The organism is Bacillus sp. FMQ74 (genome assembly GCF_001875785.1).
Lineage (GTDB): Bacteria > Bacillota > Bacilli > Bacillales > Bacillaceae > Bacillus > Bacillus stercoris.
Window position 1 is genome coordinate 122,915 of record NZ_MOEO01000008.1, and the last position, 15,950, is coordinate 138,864.

Genomic DNA, 15,950 nt, shown 5'->3' on the forward strand with positions numbered 1-15,950 from the left:
AAGGAAGAGGCTGATGAATGAAAAAGGATTTACACTTGTTGAAATGTTGATCGTGCTCTTCATTATTTCGATATTGCTTTTAATTACAATACCGAACGTGACGAAACATAATCAAACCATTCAAAAAAAGGGCTGTGAAGGCTTACAAAACATGGTTAAAGCACAAATGACTGCATTTGAGCTTGATCATGAAGGACAAACTCCAAGCCTTGCCGATTTGCAGTCAGAGGGCTATGTGAAAAAGGATGCTGTCTGTCCAAATGGGAAGCGCATTATCATCACTGGCGGAGAAGTTAAGGTTGAACATTAAATTAAACGGGGAGGAGGGGTTTACCCTTTTAGAAAGTTTGCTTGTGTTAAGTATAGCCTCTATCCTCCTAATTGCCGTCTTCACCACACTTCCTCCTGCTTATAACAATACAGCTGTCCGACAGGCAGCATGGCAGCTGAAAAATGATATGATGCTCGCACAGCAGACTGCTATTTCCAGTCAACAAAGAACAAAAATTCTCTTTCACAAAAAAGAATATCAAGTAGTCATGGGTGATACGGTAATTGAACGTCCTTATGCAACGGGACTTTCTATAAAACCGCTGACATTAAAAGACCGTTTGGAATTTAATGAGAAAGGGCACCCGAATGCAGGCGGAAAAATACAAGTAAAAGGCTATGCGACTTATAACATAACAGTTTATTTAGGGAGCGGGAGAGTCAATGTGGATAGGAAGTAAAGGTTTTTCTACAATAGAAACAATGTCTGCGCTAAGCCTATGGCTGTTTGTGCTGCTGACAGTTGTCCCCTTGTGGGACAAGCTGATAGCTGATGAAAATATGGCGGAATCACGAGAAATCGGTTATCAGATGATGAATGAGGGCATTAGCAAATATGTCATGACTGGTGAAGGAGCTACGTCAAAAACGATGACAAAGAACAACCATACCTATGCTATGACGTGGGAGGAGGAGGGCGAATATCAAAACGTATGCATCTCAGCGGCAGCTTATAAAGAAAAATCATTTTGCCTCAGCATTCTGCAGACAGACTGGCTACACGCTTCTTAACGTATTATTTTCTCTCTCTGTCTTTTTGCTCATATCAGGATCGTTAGCAACGATTTTCCATTTGTTTTTATCTCGACAGCAGGATCATGACGGTTTCACACAGCAAGAATGGATGATTTCGATAGAACAGATGATGAATGAATGCAAGGAGTCACAGGCAGTTAAGACAGCCGAGCGTGGGAGCGTTTTAATTTGCACCAACCTTTCCGGGCAAGACATCCGTTTTGAAGTTTATCATTCTATGGTAAGAAAAAGAGTGGATGGCAGAGGGCATGTTCCGATTTTAGATCATATTACAGCTATGAAAGCTGATATTGAAAATGGTGTTGTTTTGCTGAAAATTGAGAGTGAGAAAAAAGTGTATCAAACTGCTTTTCCGGTTTATTCGTATTTAGGAGGAGGGTGAATGTACCGTACGAGAGGGTTTATTTATCCAGCTGTTCTTTTTGTGTCAGCGCTTGTGCTGTTAATCGTGAACTTTACTGCTGCTCAATATATTTCACGCTGCATGTTTGAGAAGGAAACGAAAGAGTTATACACAGGAGAGAATTTGCTTCAGAATGGTGCGCTTCTTTCAATTCGGCATGTTCTTGAGCAACAGAAAGGCCAGAAGGGTACGCAGCAATTTCCATATGGACAGGTTTCTTATTACATTCACGATACATCGATAAAAGAGCAAAAAGAAATCAACTTAAAAGTGTTGACGGAGTCAGGAACAGAAAGAACTGCACTGATCGTGTTTGATCAAAAACAGAAAAAAATGCTGAGCTGGACAGAATAAAGCAGTGGAAAGGGTATAAAAAAAGTCATATGAGATAACACTTCATAATAATTGAATGATGAGGTGATCACGTGAAAACGAATGATTATGTGAAATATATGACGCAGCAATTTGTCAAATATATAGATACTCCTAGAGATGAGCGAAAAGAACGAAAAGAGGTGCGGAAAGAAACAAAAACGCCTGCTTCCCAGCAGTGGTTCGGTATTTTACCCTATGGCTTCCGACTTTGGCTGAAGCGGAAAAAATAACCGCAAATTAACGAATAAGGTCCTTCAAAAAAATGGAGGACCTTATTGATATTCTTCTAATATGGCAATTTTATTGACCTTTTGGCTATAAGGATCAAATGAAATCGTCACAAAAACGCCGAATTCTTTTGATCCTTCCCTCAGAGTTAAATGGTATTGCTTCACTGCTTCATCTTTTCTTTTGCGGTCCCATACTTTTTGTTTGAACAGTACCTGTGCGAGCGGGTACCTTTTTTTTGCTTCTTTTACAGCGATTTCTTCCCATTTGGACATGTGGCGGGCGGTTACGGGCGGTGCTTCTTCTGCGTAAGCGGCAGCGGTGCCGAAGACGAGAATAGAAAGACAAATCACACATTGTTTGATCATCATGCTGTCACCCTTTCTTTGTTTATTATTACCAAATTAGAACGGGATATGCATTTAATTTCTCACATAACAATCCCAAAAATTTCAAAAAAATTGAAAACATGAGCAATACTGAGCAAGATCTTGTAATATGGCGAAAATATTCTTTTAAACGAACGAAATGGTCGATTTTGATGTTTTTAAATCTATAAATCGTTGATTATACTCTATTTGTGCGGTTCTTTAAAGAGAACGATTGTCATATCAAGTTACAGTGTTTTACAGGAGGTAAGATATGGTTCGATTGTTTCGCAATCAGCAAAAGGCGAAGACAAAACTGAAAGTGCTGCTTATCTTTCAGCTTTCAGTCATTTTCAGTCTGACTGCTGCAATATGCTTACAATTTTCCGATGATACAAGCGCTGCTTTTCATGATATTGAAACATTGGATGTCTCACTTCAAACGTGTAAAGATTTTCAGCATACAGATAAAAACTGCCATTATGATAAACGCTGGGATCAAAGTGATTTGCACATATCAGATCAAACAAATACGAAAGGGACTGTATGCTCACCAATTACCTTATTTGCTGAGCTCAAAAATACAGGCGAGAAACTTAAGAAATCAAAGTGGAAGTGGGAGCTTCATAAGCTGGAAAATGCCCGCAAACCGTTAAAGAATGGGAATGTGATCGAAAAAGGGTTTGTCTCCAATCAAATTGCCGATTCACTTTATAAAATTGAGACGAAGAAAAAAATGAAACCCGGCATTTATGCATTTAAAGTATATAAACCGGCCGGCTACCCGGCAGACGGCAGTACATTTGAGTGGTCGGAGCCTATGACGCTTGCAAAATGCGATGAACAACCGACAGTTCCTAAAAAAGAAACGAAGTCGCACGTCAAAAAGGAAACAACACAAAAGGATATACAGAAAAAAACAATGATAGAAGAAACATCTCAAGAAGCTGTAACAAAAGAAAATGAAACTCAATCAGATCAGAAGGAAAGCGGGGAAGAGGATGAAAAAAGCAATGAAGCTGATCAGTAATATTCTATACGTGATCATCTTTACTCTTATTATTGTGCTGACACTTGTCGTGATTTCAACACGTTCATCCGGGGGAGAGCCGGCAGTGTTTGGGTACACGCTGAAATCAGTTCTGTCAGGTTCGATGGAGCCGGAGTTCAATACAGGTTCCTTAATATTGGTCAAAGAAATCACTGATGTGAAAGAGCTCCAAAAAGGTGACGTTATTACATTTATGCAGGATGCAAATACGGCGGTCACCCACAGAATTGTTGACATAACTAAGCAAGGAGACCATTTGTTATTTAAAACAAAAGGTGATAATAATGCTGCAGCCGATTCAGCACCTGTATCCGACGAAAATGTTCGCGCGCAATACACAGGTTTTCAGCTTCCATATGCCGGCTATATGCTTCATTTTGCCAGCCAGCCGATTGGAACGGCAATTTTATTAATTGTTCCCGGCGTGATGCTGCTAGTGTACGCTTTTGTGACGATCACCAGCGCCATTAGAGAAATTGAAAGAAAGACAAAAGCCTTGGAAACAGATACAAAGGACAGCACCATGTCCACTTAACTTCAGTTGTAAACCTGGCAACAGGTTTCGATATAAAAACATTCAATAAAAGGGGAGTTTGCCATGGGTATGAAAAAGAAATTGAGTTTAGGAGTTGCTTCTGCGGCACTAGGATTAGCTTTAGTTGGAGGAGGAACATGGGCTGCATTTAACGATATTAAATCAAAGGATGCTACTTTTGCATCAGGTACGCTTGATTTATCTGCTAAAGAGAATTCAGCGAGTGTGAACTTATCAAATCTAAAGCCGGGAGATAAGTTGACAAAGGATTTCCAATTTGAAAATAACGGCTCACTTGCGATCAAAGAAGTTTTAATGGCGCTTAATTATGGAGATTTTAAAGCAAACGGCGGCAACAATACATCTCCGGAAGATTTTCTCAGCCAGTTTGAAGTGACATTATTGACAGTTGGAAAAGAGGGCGGCAATGGTTACCCGAAAAACATTATTTTAGATGATGCGAACCTTAAAGACTTGTATTTGATGTCTGCTAAAAATGATGCAGCGGCTGCTGAAAAAATCAAAAAACAAATTGACCCTAAATTCTTACATGCAAGCGGTAAAGTCAATGTAGCAACAATTGACGGTAAAACCGCTCCTGAGTATGATGGCGTTCCAAAAACACCAACTGACTTCGATCAGGTTCAAATGGAAATCCAATTCAAAGATGATAAAACAAAAGATGAAAACGGGCTTATGGTTCAAAATAAATACCAAGGCAACTCCATTAAGCTTCAATTCTCGTTCGAAGCTACACAGTGGAACGGCCTGACAATCAAAAAGGACCATACTGATAAAAACGGTTACGTGAAAGAAAATGAAAAAGCGCACAGCGAGGATAAAAATTAAAAACAGCAATAAAAAGAGACGGCCCAGTATATCGTATACTGGGCCGTCTCGATGTTTATTGACAAAAGAGGAGTTAGTGCCTCTGCTCAGGCACTACTCCTCTTTTTGGGATTTTCTCCATTTTTGATAATCTAAAAATTCACGAAATTGTTTTTTCGATACCCCGGATGTCATTGCATCCCGAACCAATTTCTCCCATTCACTATCTAATTGACCATCGTATTCGGTTTCATGTTTCTCATCGAGCAAAGTATGAACCGAGACGTCCAGAACAGCGGAGACTTTTTCGAGAAATTGAATGGAGGGGTTCGTTTGTAGATTTCGTTCTATTGAGCTTAAATAAGACTTCGCTACCCCAGCTTTTTCAGCTAGTTCTGATAGTGAGTAGCCTTTTTCTTTACGGTATTGTTTAATACGCTGGCCAATCAATGTCATCACCTTCCTTGTGATATTATAGCACATTCAGAAAGGATTTACGGTATGACTTCTGGCTGCCGGACCAGGATGAGCAGACTTTTTGTTTAAAAGTAAATATTTTCGTATTTCTTCCGGGCTGATATTTGCCTCTTTGGCTTCCACCATTAATTCAACCCATTCTTGATCCAATTCAAAGTGCTCTTGTTTTGCATTTTTCATGCAGTTTCTCCTCCTAAAATACTTGTTTATGTATTTCAGCCAGTCCGGCCATGACTCATTGTATGCTTCATTAGTCTCTGGAAGTCATTTGCCATTACAATTACCAGAATTTTTTTCCAATATACTTTTATTATAATCGCATTTTCTCAAAAAAAACGAGAACGGTGTCGAATGGTAAAAAAGTTAGCATGAAATATTATTTTGCAGATAAAACAATCCGCCATTTTCAATTTCAACTGAAATCTTTGGTTGATACAACGTTTTCAGCGCCTGTTTTTCTAGATGGTATTCTTCTGGTTTTTCTTCTATATGCTCGTAAAACTTATCGAGCAATGTCATATCATTTCTCCACCTGTTAACCGCCTGTTCCGCCCAGTCGGACGGCTCCTGCATAGCGGATTTGGAAATATAGTTTTCCATACGTTTAAGCCCGCTTTCTGGTTTGATCATAGGTGAAATGGTGAAGCAATAGTCACATATTTGAGACGTCAGTGAAAGCTGGGTCAGCTTGCTTTGAAAATCTTCAATAATCGTTCCAGAGACTAGGTGAAGACCTAGTGACAATAGCTTATCCTTTTTCATGTCGGACTGGTATGAAATCGTGACATTTATACCAAGCCAAGGCTGAAGTGGGACTTTGGCTCCAACTGATTCAATTTTCTCATACATTCTGGTAAATCTCCCATTTTGTTTAACAGCTTTAAATATTTGAAAAAGGCGCGGGGCCCCAAAATATATAAATTCGCCATCTAGGTCTTTTGGCGCATTTTCTTTATCTGTAATAAAGGTGATTTTCATTGGATTCGGATCACCGCCTGTCTTCTCACGCCAATGCCAATAGAAAGGGCGGTTCATGATCTGTTTGTCCATTTCAACTGTAAGCTGTACTGTCATATAGCCTAAGCCTTGATCGACGATTTGGCAGCTGTTTGCTTGAAAAAAACGCAGCAGAAAATCGTGAACCTCTTGCTGTCTCACTACTAAAACCTCCTTACAGGCTAAGATCCTCTTTTTTCAGCAGGCTGCTGTTTTTTATAAGACAAAAATGAGGTTAAGTTATCCATTTTTATTTTCATTTCTTCTTCTGTTGCTGAGTGATACAAAATGTCATGAAGGTGCTCTTCAAAATTATTCACCTGAATTTTCGTTAAAATATCATCAAGTTCGCCAACCACTTTTTCAAACAAATGAATTTTTTCATATAAAAGCTTTAGAATATGCTCTTCCACCGTATGTTTTGTTGCCATGTTATAAATGTGCACGTCACGCTCCTGCCCGAGCCTGTGAATTCTTCCGATTCTTTGCTCAAGTCGCATCGGGTTCCATGGCAAGTCATAGTTGATCATGTGATTGCAAAATTGAAGGTTAATCCCCTCACCGCCTGCTTCAGTTGCAATAAGGACTTGAATCTTTCCGCGGAAAAGATCCTTCATCCAGTCTTTTTTCCCGCGTTTAAATCCGCCTCTAAACGGCACAGAACTGATCCCGTTTTGTTGAAGAAACCACTGCAAATAAATCTGGGTTGCCCGGTATTCTGTAAAAATGATGACTTTATCGTCAATCTTTTTGATTAAATCAACGACTTGAAGCGCTTTAGAATTTTGTGTCACTTGATTGATGCGCTCTATTAAAACTGAAATCGTATGCTCATCAATGGCAGGTGCTTGTTTCTCTTTTTGATCAAGCATTTTTTTCAGCGTCATATACACTGCTTCTCTGCTCGAACAGCATTCTCTTTGCAAGGTCATAATCGAGAACATGCTGGCCGGCTTATTGATACTTTCCTTCAAGCGGGAAATTTCATCATAAAGGGCCTGCTCTGAAGGAGAAAATTCAATCGGCACTGTTTCAACATGGCGCTGTTTCCAATTCAGCCCGGTATCATGCCGCCTATTACGGATCATGACTTTATTCACAAGATCTTTTAAATGTTCATGCGCTTCTAAACTGGTTTTCTTGTTGGCGAACTCCTCCTGAAAGTGATTCTGGCTGCCTAAATGCCCGGGTTTTAGTAAGGACACCAAATTGAAAATCTCTTCGATACGGTTCTGAATTGGCGTCGCGGTAAGAAGAAGGCAATATTTTTTTACGAGATTCCGGACAAATTCATAGTTCTTCGTTTTGCTATTTTTCAGTTTGTGTGCCTCATCAATAATGACAAGATCATATGGGATTGACAGAACGATTTCGCGATGGGGCGAGCGTTTCGCGGTATCGATTGATGAGACGACAATATCGCATTGCTCCCACACATAGCTTTTCTTTTGTTCAACAGCCGGAATCAAAAATTTTTCCTGAAGCTCTTTGACCCACTGTGACACAAGGGAAGCGGGCACAAGGATCAAAATTTTTTTTGCTAATCCGCGAATCATATATTCTTTTAAAATTAAACCGGCTTCAACCGTTTTCCCGAGACCAACCTCATCTGCTAAAATCGCTTTCCCGTTCATTTTTTCAACCACTTTTTGCGCCACCTCAAGCTGGTGTGGGAGCGGCGTAAAGGAAGGCAGGTATAAAGGAGCCCGTAAGCCTTCAAACTCTGGAATTGCTAACGTTTTCTGGATTTCTGCAGAGAGTTTGTACAGCTCCCAGTTTGCCCAAGGGCCATCGTTTTTCAGCCTTTCAGCAAATTCTTCAGGCCATTTTGCATCGTAGATCATTTCTGCATTCATTGCTTTGAAACCGCCTTTCTTATTCTTCGATTCTTAAGATGAACAATATAAGAAAAATCTGCCCAAATTGCTGTTGCCCAGCATATAGTGATGATGGTAGGATATGAGTATGTATTTGATGTAAGATATTGCTATAGTATGTCCACAACAGCATGAAAATATGAGCGAATGACAGCAAGGGGAGAGACCTGACCGATAACCTCGGGATACAGGCGCCGAAGGAGCAAACTGCGGAGTGAATCTCTCAGGCAAAAGAACTCTTGCTCGACGCAACTCTGGAGAGTGTTTGCGCGGATGCGCAAACCACCAAAGGGGACGTCTTTGCGTATGCAAAGTAAACTTTCAGGTGCCAGGACAGAGAACCTTCATTTTACATGAGGTGTTTCTCTGTCCTTTTTTGTATGTTTTTAAGCTGCGCCGTTGAAAAAGGGGAGGAATTAGATGCTGAAAAGAACGCCGTTATTTAACCTGTATAAGGAATATGGAGGAAAAACGATTGATTTCGGAGGCTGGGAGCTGCCTGTCCAATTTTCTTCTATAAAAAAAGAACACGAGGCTGTCCGAACTGCAGCTGGTTTGTTTGATGTATCCCATATGGGAGAAATCGAAGTATCAGGAAACGACAGTCTGTCTTTTTTGCAAAGGCTGATGACAAATGATGTTTCCGCATTAACACCGGGACGTGCTCAATATACGGCGATGTGTTATCCGGATGGCGGAACCGTCGATGATTTGCTTATCTATCAAAAAGAAGAAAACCGCTATCTGCTTGTCATTAATGCTTCTAATATAGATAAAGATTTGGCTTGGATGAAAGAACATGCAGCAGGTGATGTGCAGATTGACAATCAGTCAGATCAAATCGCGCTCTTGGCTGTACAGGGGCCGAAAGCGGAAGCAATCTTAAAAAATCTGACAGCTGCAGATGTGTCTGCATTAAAGCCGTTTGCGTTTATGGATGAAGCTCATATCAGCGGCTGCAAAGCACTTATTTCCCGAACTGGCTATACGGGTGAAGACGGGTATGAAATTTACTGCCGCAGTGATGATGCTGTTCATATTTGGAAAAAAATCATTGATGCAGGGGATGCATATGGACTGATTCCATGCGGTCTCGGTGCACGTGATACACTTCGATTTGAAGCGAAGCTCCCGCTGTATGGTCAGGAGCTGACCCGGGATATTACACCGATTGAAGCAGGTATAGGCTTTGCCGTAAAGCACAAAAAGGAGTCTGACTTTTTCGGCAAAGCAATATTGAGTGAACAAAAAGAAAACGGAGCGAAGCGTAAACTTGTCGGTCTCGAGATGATTGACAAAGGGATACCACGGCACGGATATGAAGTTTTCCATAATGGCAAATCCGTAGGAAAGGTGACAACTGGCACGCAGTCACCGACATTAGGGAAAAACGTCGGCCTTGCCTTAATTGCTTCGGAAGCGAGTGATATCGGGACTGTTGTAGATGTAGAGATTCGCAAAAAATTAGTGAAAGCAAAGGTTGTCAAAACACCATTTTATAAACGCTAATATTTTTTCTTGGAGAGAGGAGTCAACACATGAAGCACCGTTATTTGCCCGCAACAGAAAAGGATAAACAGGAAATGCTTGCCGCGATCGGCGTAAGCAGCATCGATGATTTATTTGCTGATATACCGGAAAACGTCAAATATAAAAAAGAGTATCAAATCAAAAAAGCGAAATCAGAAACGGAATTAACAAGAGAACTGACAAAACTGGCCTCTAAAAATCGTGATACCGTACAATACGCTTCTTTCTTAGGAGCGGGTGTATATGACCACTATCAGCCTGTCATTGTGGATCATGTCATTTCTCGCTCTGAGTTTTATACCGCATATACGCCTTATCAGCCAGAGATTTCACAAGGAGAGCTTCAGGCGATTTTTGAATTCCAAACGATGATCTGTGAGCTGACAGGAATGGATATCGCCAACTCCTCTATGTATGATGGCGGAACAGCTTTGGCAGAAGCAGCAATGCTTGCTTCAGGCCACACAAAAAAGAAAAAAATCGTAGTGTCAAAAACCGTGCATCCTGAATCGCGGGAAGTGCTGAAAACGTACGCAAAAGGTCAGTATATCGAAGTTGTTGAAGTACCCGCTGCAGATGGCGTTACAGATCTTGATGCATTGCGCCAAACCGTTTGCGAGGACACAGCCGCAGTGATCGTTCAATACCCGAATTTTTTTGGCCGGATTGAGCCGTTAAAGGATATTGAGCCTATCGCTCATCAAGGGAAATCCATGTTTATTGTATCAGCCAACCCGCTTGCGCTGGGCCTTCTCACGCCACCTGGCAAGTTTCACTCTGATATCGTCGTCGGTGATGCGCAGCCTTTCGGCATTCCTTCAGCATACGGCGGCCCGCATTGCGGCTTTTTTGCCGTTACGAAAAAATTGATGAGAAAGGTGCCGGGCCGCCTCGTCGGACAAACAGAAGACGAAAACGGAAAAAGAGGCTTTGTGCTTACCTTGCAAGCCAGGGAGCAGCATATTCGCCGGGATAAGGCAACTTCAAATATATGCTCGAACCAAGCGTTAAATGCGCTGGCGGCATCAGTGGCCATGACTGCTCTCGGAAAAAACGGTGTAAAAGAAATAGCCCGCCAAAATCTCTTAAAAGCCAACTATGCAAAGCAAGAAGCAAAAAAAGCTGGCCTTACCGTTATGTTTGACGGACCGATGTTTAATGAATTTGTCATCAAACTGGAGGAACCGGTGGGAGCTGTGAACCAGCGTTTGCTGGCAAAAGGCATGATTGGCGGATATGATCTTGGACTGACGTACCCGGAGCTGGACTGTCATATGCTGGTTGCTGTAACGGAGCTGAGAACAAAAGAAGAAATTGACGCACTCATTCAGGAATTGGGGGATCGCCATGAGTAATCAGGACCAGGCAATTATTTTTGAGCTTTCCAGAGAAGGCCGTATCGGCTACAGTCTGCCGGAGCTCGATGTACCGGAAATCGAATTGGAGAACCTCTTGTCAGACACCTATATTCGTGACGAAGACGCAGAGCTGCCGGAGGTTTCAGAGCTGGATATCATGCGCCATTATACGGCTCTGTCCAAACGCAATCACGGGGTGGATTCCGGCTTTTATCCTCTCGGTTCTTGCACGATGAAATACAATCCGAAAATCAATGAGAAAATCGCGCGTATTCCCGGTTTTGCTGCGATTCACCCCCTTCAGGATGAAAGCACGGTACAAGGCGCGTTAGAGCTTTTATATGATTTAAGCAAGCACCTTGAAGAAATAACAGGAATGGATGAAGTCACGCTTCAGCCTGCTGCCGGAGCGCACGGTGAATGGACGGGGCTGATGATGATCCGCGCCTATCATGAAGCGCGCGGGGATTTCAAGCGGACGAAGGTCATTGTCCCTGATTCCGCGCACGGGACGAATCCTGCATCAGCGACAGTAGCAGGCTTTGAAACCGTTACAGTGAAATCGAATGACAATGGGCTTGTTGATTTAGAGGATTTAAAAAGAGCAGTGAATCAAGAAACTGCAGCTCTTATGCTGACGAATCCGAACACGCTCGGCTTGTTTGAGGAACAGATTACAGAGATGGCGGAAATTGTACACAAAGCGGGGGGGAAATTGTACTATGACGGCGCTAATTTAAATGCCGTTTTAAGCAAAGCGAGACCTGGAGATATGGGATTTGACGTGGTGCACCTCAACCTGCATAAAACATTCACAGGCCCTCATGGCGGCGGAGGCCCCGGCTCAGGCCCTGTCGGCGTAAAACAAGAACTGATTCCTTATTTGCCAAAACCCGTTTTAGTCAAAAAAGAAGGCCGCTTTACGTTTGATTATGACCGCCCTCATTCGATCGGCCGCGTAAAGCCGTATTACGGCAACTTTGGCATTAATGTCAGAGCGTATACGTACATTCGTTCCATGGGGCCTGACGGGTTAAAGGCTGTTACTGAGAACGCAGTGTTAAACGCCAACTATATGATGAGAAAGCTCGCGCCTTATTACGATCTTCCGTTTGACCGCCATTGCAAGCATGAATTTGTATTGTCAGGGAAGCGGCAGAAAAAGCTGGGAGTGCGTACGCTTGATATTGCAAAACGGCTGCTTGATTTCGGCTATCATCCGCCGACAATTTATTTCCCGCTTAATGTTGAAGAATGCATCATGATTGAGCCGACAGAGACAGAATCAAAGGAAACACTGGATGCTTTTATTGATGCTATGATTCAAATCGCAAAAGAAGCGGAGGAGAATCCGGAACTTGTTCAGGAGGCGCCGCATACAACGATTGTAAAAAGAATGGATGAAACAAAAGCGGCGAGACATCCGGTGCTCAGATACGAGGCGGAAGAGAAATAAATAAAAACAGCTGTCTGCCAGACAGCTGTTTTGCTTTATTTCTTCGCTTTAATCTTTCCGCCCCATTTTTTAAAGCCGCCTTTTAGGTTATAAATCTCAGTGCAGCCGTTTTTGCGCAGGGTTTGTGCTGCACGTCCGCTTCGGACACTGTTTTGGCAGTATAGGTAAACAGGCTTGTCCGGACGGATTTCATTTTTTCTCTGTTTCAGCTGGGACAGCGGGATGTTGCGGGCGCCTAAAATATGTCCGCCCTCAAACTCATTCGGTTCACGAACGTCAATAAGCTGCGCTTTGCGGTAACCCGCTCGGAATTCTTCTTCGGTAAGTGTTTTCATAATACGCTGCTGATAAACATATGAAGCAATCATATAGACAATAAATGCAGCAAAAATAATCAAAACGATCATATTAGACAATGTGATTCTACTCCTTTAGCATATAAAATCAAAACCCTGCTTCATAAAACAAGGTCATAGAGCCGTTTTCGACAAATACTATTATAGTAAAGCACAGCGTGATTGTCATCCATAATGGAACTAAAATATTTTTCATTTTCCCGGCAGTTTGATAAACTGATTCTATTAAAATGGTAAGGAAGGTCTTAAAATGCAAAAAGAAACTTGGCGATTTATAGACTCAGGCAATGCAAGTCCTGAATTCAATATGGCGCTTGATGAAGCGCTTTTATATTGGCACAGCGAGAAGAAAATTCCCCCGGTTATCCGTTTTTACGGCTGGAATCCGGCGACGCTTTCTGTAGGGTATTTTCAAAATATTAAAAAGGAAATCAATTTTGAAGCAGTACATAAGTATAATCTCGGATTCGTCAGACGCCCGACCGGAGGGAGAGGCGTTCTGCACGATCAGGAATTGACATACAGCGTGATTGTTTCGGAAGAGCACCCCGAAATGCCGGCGACTGTTACTGAGGCATACCGGGTTATTTCAGAAGGCATACTTCAAGGCTTTAGAAATCTCGGTCTGGACGCTTACTTTGCCATCCCGAGAACCGAAAAAGAAAAAGAAAGCTTAAAAAATCCGCGGTCATCCGTTTGTTTTGACGCGCCTTCGTGGTATGAGCTAGTGGTTGAGGGCCGCAAGGTGGCGGGAAGCGCGCAAACGAGACAAAAAGGCGTGATTCTTCAGCATGGCTCGATTCTTCTTGATTTGGATGAGGACAAGCTGTTCGATCTGTTCTTATATCCAAGTGAAAGAGTAAGAGAGCGGATGCAGCGCAATTTCAAAAATAAAGCGGTTGCCATTAATGAACTCACCGAAAAACGGGTGACGATGGATGAGGCTCGTAAAGCCTTTAAAGAAGGGTTTGAAACAGGTCTTAACATTCATTTGGAACCGTACGAACTTTCTCAGGAAGAGCTTGATTTTGTTCATCACTTGGCTGAAACAAAGTACGCTTCAGATGAATGGAATTATAAGCGGTAAACAGGGCTTTTGACCCGCGGAGCATCCTTGTTTTTTCAAGTTCATTAGTGTAAACTTGTAATGGTTTATAAAGTTAAGGTGCTTTTTGGGAGGGTTTCGATGACAACACCAAGTATGGAAGATTATATTGAACAGATTTATATGCTGATTGAAGAAAAAGGATATGCACGAGTTTCCGATATCGCGGAAGCATTGGCAGTCCATCCCTCCTCTGTAACAAAAATGGTTCAAAAACTAGATAAAGACGAATATTTAATTTATGAAAAATATCGCGGTCTCGTGTTAACGTCTAAAGGGAAAAAAATAGGCAAACGGCTGGTATACAGACATGAATTGCTTGAGCAGTTTTTAAGAATCATTGGTGTTGATGAAGAGAAAATATATAACGATGTCGAAGGAATCGAACATCATTTAAGCTGGAACAGCATTGATCGCATCGGGGATCTTGTTCAATATTTTGAAGAAGATGATGTCCGTAAAAAAGATCTGAAATCAATCCAAAAGAAAACAGAACATCATAATCAGTAAAAAGGCGGTCTCAAAGGAGGCCGTCTTTTTTGATGCGATGCGCCGCCCGTCATTCGTTGGTCTATTTCTTCGCGTGTTTTCTTAAAATGGTAATAAACGATCGAATGGAGGGGGAGGGAATGAGATGTATATAGACGGTGTGTTTTCCGGCGGAGGAGTAAAAGGCATTGCGCTTGCAGGCGCTTATGAAACGCTTGAAGAAAAAGGCTTCCGCTTTAAAAGGGTTGCGGGAACAAGCGCGGGCGCCATTATTGCCGCTTTCATTGCGTCAGGTTACACCAGTAAGGAAATCCACGCTTTAATTGAAGAAGTGGACGGAGAGAAATTGCTGGATCAGAGGTACTCTTTTCTCCCCTTAAAACTGCTCCAGTGGGTGTCCATCTACTGGCGTCTTGGATTATACAAAGGTGATACGATAGAAAAATGGATTGCTGATCTGTTAAGAGCGAAAGGCATAAGGGTTTTCGGCGATTTGCAGAAAGGGTCTCTGCGCCTTATTGCTTCTGATCTGACAAACGGCACCATGATTGTTTTGCCGGACGATCTGGTCCGTTACGGGTTAAATCCTGATATGTTCCCGGTTGCCAGAGCGGTCAGAATGAGCTGCAGCATTCCGTATTTTTTTGAACCGATAAAATTAAAAACGGACACAGGCACCGCCACGGTTGTCGACGGAGGTGTGTTAAGCAATTTCCCGATCTGGCTGTTTTCAAAGGAACGAAAGCGCCCTGTGATTGGTGTGACGCTTGCGCCGCGTGAAAGGGAACGTCCGAAAAAAAATATCCGCAATGCTTTCGAACTGTTCGGCGCCCTGTTTGAAACGATGAAGGATGCCCATGACGCGAGACACATTGCATCACGCTATGAACAAAATATCATTTTTCTCCCGGTTGATGACGTAATGGCGACTGATTTTCATTTAACGCAACAAAAAAAACTAGCCCTGATTGAGCTAGGTAAAAGACGGACAGAGCTGTTTTTAAAGCAGTGGACCTATTAAAAAAGCGCTCTGTTTTTCTTTTTATTTTTTTTTCCTTCTATAACAGTCAGCTGAGTCTGGCTTTTTTTCTTGAGAATCATCGGCTTAGGCTTGCTGGCGCTCGGAACGCTTCGCAGGTGGCTGACACGTCCCTTATGTCCGGCGCGGTGTTTTGCTTTTTGTTCTTTCATCCGGCGCCGCGATTGTTTCGCCGCTTTTTTAAAGGCTGCTCCTTCGCTGCCCGCATTTCGATTCATTACATATTTCACAATAAAATAAATAATGATACCTGCCACGATGACGGTTACCGCCATTTTTGCCATTTCCCCGGGATTGGTTACCAGCACATAGAGGAAACCGAACGCTCCCAGCGCAATTAATACAGCAACAATAGGTTGTACACGATGATTCATAACTGTCCACCTCCGAAAG

22 protein-coding genes and 1 riboswitch are annotated in these 15,950 nt (G+C 42.3%); of the genes, 15 read left to right on the forward strand and 7 right to left on the reverse strand.

Translation table 11 applies throughout. From position 1 onward, the window contains the following. Positions 1 to 13 precede the first annotated feature (13 nt). The 6 genes from comGC (at position 14) to BLL41_RS15910 (ending at position 2,094) form a co-directional block, all read left to right on the forward strand. Positions 14 to 310 (forward strand): comG operon protein ComGC, encoded by a 297-nt coding sequence (gene comGC / locus BLL41_RS15885; protein WP_003230162.1) that lies wholly within the window; start codon positions 14 to 16, stop codon positions 308 to 310. Beyond that, positions 300 to 731, forward strand: coding sequence for a competence type IV pilus minor pilin ComGD (gene comGD / locus BLL41_RS15890; protein WP_071578588.1), 432 nt, complete (start codon positions 300 to 302; stop codon positions 729 to 731). Before comGC ends, comGD begins: the two co-directional genes overlap by 11 nt. After that, positions 715 to 1,062 (forward strand): competence type IV pilus minor pilin ComGE, encoded by a 348-nt coding sequence (gene comGE, locus BLL41_RS15895; RefSeq protein WP_071578589.1) that lies wholly within the window; start codon positions 715 to 717, stop codon positions 1,060 to 1,062. The genes comGD and comGE overlap by 17 nt, the downstream gene beginning before the upstream one ends. Positions 1,063 to 1,087: 25 nt before the next feature. Continuing rightward, positions 1,088 to 1,468 carry a ComGF family competence protein gene (locus tag BLL41_RS15900; RefSeq protein ID WP_071578590.1) on the forward strand — a complete coding sequence of 127 codons (381 nt, stop codon included), beginning with the start codon at positions 1,088 to 1,090 and terminating at the stop codon, positions 1,466 to 1,468. After that, entirely contained in the window at positions 1,469 to 1,843 is a 375-nt protein-coding gene (gene comGG, locus BLL41_RS15905) for a competence type IV pilus minor pilin ComGG (RefSeq protein ID WP_071578591.1), read from the forward strand. 71 nt (positions 1,844 to 1,914) lie between these two features. Beyond that, positions 1,915 to 2,094, forward strand: coding sequence for a YqzE family protein (locus tag BLL41_RS15910; RefSeq protein WP_014480252.1), 180 nt, complete (start codon positions 1,915 to 1,917; stop codon positions 2,092 to 2,094). Positions 2,095 to 2,136: 42 nt separating this feature from the next. Here BLL41_RS15910 and BLL41_RS15915 read toward each other — a convergent pair whose 3' ends face one another. Then, entirely contained in the window at positions 2,137 to 2,463 is a 327-nt protein-coding gene (locus tag BLL41_RS15915; RefSeq protein ID WP_071578592.1) for a YqzG/YhdC family protein, read from the reverse strand. A 271-nt stretch (positions 2,464 to 2,734) separates the two neighbouring features. Here BLL41_RS15915 and tapA point away from each other — a divergent pair, with 271 nt between their 5' ends. The 3 genes from tapA to tasA all read left to right on the forward strand — a co-directional run bounded on the left by tapA (position 2,735) and on the right by tasA (position 4,895). Next, entirely contained in the window at positions 2,735 to 3,490 is a 756-nt protein-coding gene (gene tapA, locus BLL41_RS15920) for an amyloid fiber anchoring/assembly protein TapA (protein ID WP_071578593.1), read from the forward strand. After that, on the forward strand, positions 3,474 to 4,046 hold the full coding sequence (gene sipW / locus BLL41_RS15925) for a signal peptidase I SipW (protein WP_083428054.1): 573 nt from the start codon (positions 3,474 to 3,476) through the stop codon (positions 4,044 to 4,046). The genes tapA and sipW overlap by 17 nt, the downstream gene beginning before the upstream one ends. A 63-nt stretch (positions 4,047 to 4,109) precedes the next feature. Then, positions 4,110 to 4,895, forward strand: coding sequence for a biofilm matrix protein TasA (gene tasA / locus BLL41_RS15930; RefSeq protein WP_071578595.1), 786 nt, complete (start codon positions 4,110 to 4,112; stop codon positions 4,893 to 4,895). 93 nt (positions 4,896 to 4,988) lie between these two features. On the opposite strand, the gene sinR is transcribed toward tasA, so the two are convergent. From sinR to BLL41_RS15950, 4 genes are all read right to left on the reverse strand, one after another. Continuing rightward, positions 4,989 to 5,324 carry a transcriptional regulator SinR gene (gene sinR, locus BLL41_RS15935; protein WP_003226345.1) on the reverse strand — a complete coding sequence of 112 codons (336 nt, stop codon included), beginning with the start codon at positions 5,322 to 5,324 and terminating at the stop codon, positions 4,989 to 4,991. A 33-nt stretch (positions 5,325 to 5,357) separates the two neighbouring features. Continuing rightward, positions 5,358 to 5,531 carry an anti-repressor SinI gene (gene sinI / locus BLL41_RS15940; RefSeq protein WP_003230187.1) on the reverse strand — a complete coding sequence of 58 codons (174 nt, stop codon included), beginning with the start codon at positions 5,529 to 5,531 and terminating at the stop codon, positions 5,358 to 5,360. Between the two features lie 183 nt (positions 5,532 to 5,714). After that, positions 5,715 to 6,509 (reverse strand): YqhG family protein, encoded by a 795-nt coding sequence (locus BLL41_RS15945; protein ID WP_071578596.1) that lies wholly within the window; start codon positions 6,507 to 6,509, stop codon positions 5,715 to 5,717. A 20-nt stretch (positions 6,510 to 6,529) separates the two neighbouring features. Further along, complete coding sequence (locus tag BLL41_RS15950; protein WP_069149860.1) at positions 6,530 to 8,203, reverse strand: DEAD/DEAH box helicase; 1,674 nt, start codon at positions 8,201 to 8,203, stop codon at positions 6,530 to 6,532. A gap of 168 nt (positions 8,204 to 8,371) precedes the next feature. Next, a riboswitch (glycine riboswitch) is annotated at positions 8,372 to 8,473 on the forward strand. Positions 8,474 to 8,644: 171 nt separating this feature from the next. Between BLL41_RS15950 and gcvT the strand changes: the two genes are divergently transcribed. From gcvT to gcvPB, 3 genes are read left to right on the forward strand one after another with little or no spacing between them, the layout of a single operon-like run. Beyond that, positions 8,645 to 9,733, forward strand: coding sequence for a glycine cleavage system aminomethyltransferase GcvT (gene gcvT / locus BLL41_RS15955; protein ID WP_071578597.1), 1,089 nt, complete (start codon positions 8,645 to 8,647; stop codon positions 9,731 to 9,733). Between the two features lie 29 nt (positions 9,734 to 9,762). Continuing rightward, positions 9,763 to 11,109 carry an aminomethyl-transferring glycine dehydrogenase subunit GcvPA gene (gene gcvPA / locus BLL41_RS15960; RefSeq protein ID WP_071578598.1) on the forward strand — a complete coding sequence of 449 codons (1,347 nt, stop codon included), beginning with the start codon at positions 9,763 to 9,765 and terminating at the stop codon, positions 11,107 to 11,109. Next, positions 11,102 to 12,568, forward strand: a complete 1,467-nt coding sequence (gene gcvPB, locus BLL41_RS15965) for an aminomethyl-transferring glycine dehydrogenase subunit GcvPB (RefSeq protein ID WP_071578599.1) — start codon at positions 11,102 to 11,104, stop codon at positions 12,566 to 12,568. Before gcvPA ends, gcvPB begins: the two co-directional genes overlap by 8 nt. Before the next feature lie 35 nt (positions 12,569 to 12,603). Here gcvPB and BLL41_RS15970 read toward each other — a convergent pair whose 3' ends face one another. Further along, positions 12,604 to 12,984, reverse strand: a complete 381-nt coding sequence (locus tag BLL41_RS15970; protein WP_014664580.1) for a rhodanese-like domain-containing protein — start codon at positions 12,982 to 12,984, stop codon at positions 12,604 to 12,606. 190 nt (positions 12,985 to 13,174) lie between these two features. Between BLL41_RS15970 and lipM the strand changes: the two genes are divergently transcribed. The 3 genes from lipM to BLL41_RS15985 all read left to right on the forward strand — a co-directional run bounded on the left by lipM (position 13,175) and on the right by BLL41_RS15985 (position 15,539). Further along, positions 13,175 to 14,011 (forward strand): octanoyltransferase LipM, encoded by an 837-nt coding sequence (lipM, locus tag BLL41_RS15975; RefSeq protein ID WP_071578600.1) that lies wholly within the window; start codon positions 13,175 to 13,177, stop codon positions 14,009 to 14,011. 99 nt (positions 14,012 to 14,110) lie between these two features. Further along, complete coding sequence (gene mntR, locus BLL41_RS15980) at positions 14,111 to 14,539, forward strand: transcriptional regulator MntR (protein ID WP_071578601.1); 429 nt, start codon at positions 14,111 to 14,113, stop codon at positions 14,537 to 14,539. Between the two features lie 124 nt (positions 14,540 to 14,663). Then, positions 14,664 to 15,539, forward strand: a complete 876-nt coding sequence (locus BLL41_RS15985) for a patatin-like phospholipase family protein (RefSeq protein WP_071578602.1) — start codon at positions 14,664 to 14,666, stop codon at positions 15,537 to 15,539. Here BLL41_RS15985 and BLL41_RS15990 read toward each other — a convergent pair. Next, on the reverse strand, positions 15,536 to 15,931 hold the full coding sequence (locus BLL41_RS15990; protein WP_014664576.1) for an SA1362 family protein: 396 nt from the start codon (positions 15,929 to 15,931) through the stop codon (positions 15,536 to 15,538). The two genes, BLL41_RS15985 and BLL41_RS15990, sit on opposite strands and share 4 nt — an antisense overlap. Positions 15,932 to 15,950 lie beyond the last annotated feature (19 nt).